Raw genomic sequence first — 3,006 nt, 5'->3', positions numbered from 1 at the left:
CTTTTCTTCCGCTATCGGGCGGCTTGCGCTGCCTGACTGCGGGCGGCGAACTATACGGTCGCCGTTCGAGGTGTCAACCTCTTTCTTCATCGCTCGTCCTTGCGAACCTGCTTTGAAGAACCTCGTTTACCGTCTCCGGTTTGCGAGGGCGGCGAACATTAGCGCCGCGTTTCGAGCCGTCAACCACTTTCTTTTGACGTCTCTGACTGGCTCGAAACTGCTGCTTTTCGAACCGGTCACCCTTTGCGAGGGCGGCGAACATTAGCGCCGCGTTCCGAGCCGTCAACCACTTTCTTTGACGTTCCGAAACAGGTCAAAATCAACTGCTTTTCAACCCGATCCCCTTTGCGAGGGCGGCGAAACATAGCCTCAAGCCCCCCTCCGTCAACCGTTATATCGTGAAGCTTTTTTCATGTATATGAATCCCCTGCATAATCGGGTGATTAGCTGTGACAGTCCGGACCATCTGAATCGTTGCGAGGCCGCAGAACCGGAATTCCCTTCACCAGTGCAACCAGCTCAGCCTGACGGCGGGTCGATGTTTTAAGGAATACCTGCTTCAAATAACTTCTTGCAGTGGTAACGGTCACCCCCAGACAGGCACTGCACTGCCCCAGGGAATTGCCGTCCGCGATACAGGCCGCGAGACGAGCTTCCGCATTGGTCAAACCATAGAGCAACTGCAACACCTCAGGCTCAATGCTACCAGCCAGTCCACCGCTACCAATCAACAGCGCAGCAAAGATCCCTGAATCCTTTTCTGTTGTCTTGCGCATCGACAACACGATCGGTATGGCAACAACCGGAAGCTCTCTCTCACCTTTCATGCCATTATGGAGCAACATCACCTGAATATTTCTGTCATTGCGCTTCGCCCGCACGATGGTATCGCGTATGGCCTGCCTGATCGCGCGCGTATACTCCGGTGTCGCCCCGTACATTTTCCCTGAAATCAGGCTGATTGCATGCGTTTCGCCAATCATTTCCCTGGCACGATTGTTCTGATAACAGAGATCACCGTGACCATTAAACAACAACAAGCCCGATGACAAGTGCTCCAACGCCTGCTCAAAGCCGGCCGCATAACTCCTGTCTCTTTCAAGCTCAAAGTAGATACTGAACGATTTACGCACATGAGGCATAACCAGATTGACCGTATGCATCAGGTGATGAAAATCTGCAGGCAACTGATCGTCATAACGAAGCACCACCTGGATAAAATAATCCCCCTCCCTGAACAACAGGTCGAATGATCGCTTCGTGCCTGCCAGTACAGCCGGAAGTATGGCAACGCCATAATCGAGCCTCGTTAAGCCGCCACCACTAAACAGGTAAACCTCGCCGGCAGCTGTTTCTGCTGCAATATCCACAACGACCTGTAAAAAAGGCTTGAGAGCAGAAAATGATACGAGGAAGTCAGCCATATCATCTTCACCGACTTGCGAAGAGACCTCACTGACAACATGCCAGTCGAGCTTGGCAACCACCTGCACACCGATCGCACGACAATGAAACACTTCGGCCAGCATATCCAGTAACGACTGTAGTCCATCCTGCTTTAGAGCCAACCCGTATATGCCCTCAATCAGTCGATTATATGCCAGCAAAAGCTGCCCCCCCTTATTCTCATAGATATCACTGAAAGCTAATAAGAATTCCTGAGCCAGTCCCCCCTCATATGAGGGTAGTGAGCCAGATGGCAGGTGCCTATGATAGAGGCCGGGAAACGGGGACATATATGGATCAACTGGATAACAGCAGATCAAAAACCAGAAAGGTGTTGATTGCGGATGACAACCGTGAATTAAGATCGTTACTGGGTGAGTTACTGGCCACATTCGGCCATCAGGTAAGCTGCGCTGAAAACGGACAGCGGGCGCTTGATATGTTTCTCGCACCCGCCAGTCAGTATGACCTGGTCATTACCGATATATGTATGCCTGTCATGAGCGGCATTGAACTGATCGATCACATTCGTACATACAACAGAGAGATCAGGATTATAGCCATCACCGGCTATGCCGACATGGGCATGCTTGATGCGGTGAAACATGGCTGCGTAGAGTTGTTTTACAAACCACTGAACATCCCGGCATTCGCCGAATATATTGAGTCGATCTAGGCAAACACTGCTCCCTGGCAGATGTCCTGCCCCTCGATGCCCACCATCATACGCAAGACCGAACATCACCTGCCAGCATTGGCTTTATGCAGCATCATTACAAAGAATCATCAAGCCCCTGCAATGATTCTCAGGGGCTTGATGATGACACTTCCATCGTCCAAATACAGACAACTCGCAGCAAACTTATCATGACTGCGCCCTCTGCCGCCCTTAATGTGTGAACCAATCAGCCAGGGTGCACATGTGAACACCACGAGTTATCGAGGCAGCACGTCAGACGCATAAAACAAAATGTATCCTTGCCATCAAAGATACACCGGAAAGTCCGAACGGGATTAGCCCTTGAAGTTAGCAATCGCGTATTCGGCCAGCTTCTCTACAGCCTTATCAATTGCACTCTCGAATGAACCACCCAGGAGACCGCCGCTAATCACTGCATCGGTCTGGACTGAACTAAGTTTCTTGCCTGTCGCATCAAAGAAGTCAGCCTGAATAAGCAATGTGCCGCGTCCCCCAATCACCAATTCCACCGGCCAGGTAGCGCTTAAACCGACTACCTTCATCAAAACTGATAAAGCGATACTCCATCTTCAAATTACTTCCATTGCCAAACGACTTGAAAATCTCTTTGCGAACTGCCTTGTCAAAATAGGCGATATACTCGTCTGGCACACTCACTGTGATAAGGGCAATGGATTGCACCCGTGCGATGTGAGATGGACAACCCTGCTTGTATCAGCTCGGGCAGAGGCATAAAAAAAGCCCCGCCGGAGATTGCTCTCAACGGCGGGGCTTTGTGTTACAAATCGACAGGATAGTCGATTTGAACGTCGATATCGACGGGGGTGAAACCCCGAAGGACATGGACGTCCGTAGTAAAT

Annotated in this window: 3 protein-coding genes; 1 reads left to right on the top strand and 2 read right to left on the bottom strand. The window is 50.9% G+C overall.

Annotated elements, in window-relative coordinates; genetic code table 11:
• Positions 1–443: 443 nt before the first annotated feature.
• A complete protein-coding gene (locus FEF65_RS13235) occupies positions 444–1,607 on the bottom strand; it encodes a helix-turn-helix transcriptional regulator (RefSeq protein ID WP_138240293.1) in 1,164 nt (387 codons plus the stop codon).
• Positions 1,608–1,738: 131 nt separating this feature from the next.
• Here FEF65_RS13235 and FEF65_RS13230 point away from each other — a divergent pair, with 131 nt between their 5' ends.
• Complete coding sequence (locus tag FEF65_RS13230) at positions 1,739–2,122, top strand: response regulator (RefSeq protein WP_161595256.1); 384 nt, start codon at positions 1,739–1,741, stop codon at positions 2,120–2,122.
• A 338-nt stretch (positions 2,123–2,460) separates the two neighbouring features.
• Here the strand turns inward: FEF65_RS13230 and FEF65_RS13225 are convergent, their stop codons facing one another.
• A complete protein-coding gene (locus FEF65_RS13225; protein WP_138240291.1) occupies positions 2,461–2,688 on the bottom strand; it encodes a hypothetical protein in 228 nt (75 codons plus the stop codon).
• Positions 2,689–3,006 lie beyond the last annotated feature (318 nt).

The organism is Mariprofundus erugo, assembly GCF_005818865.1.
GTDB classification, from domain to species: domain Bacteria; phylum Pseudomonadota; class Zetaproteobacteria; order Mariprofundales; family Mariprofundaceae; genus Mariprofundus; species Mariprofundus erugo.
Note: the sequence above shows the minus strand (reverse complement) of the source record. Positions and strands in the feature narration are given on the sequence as shown.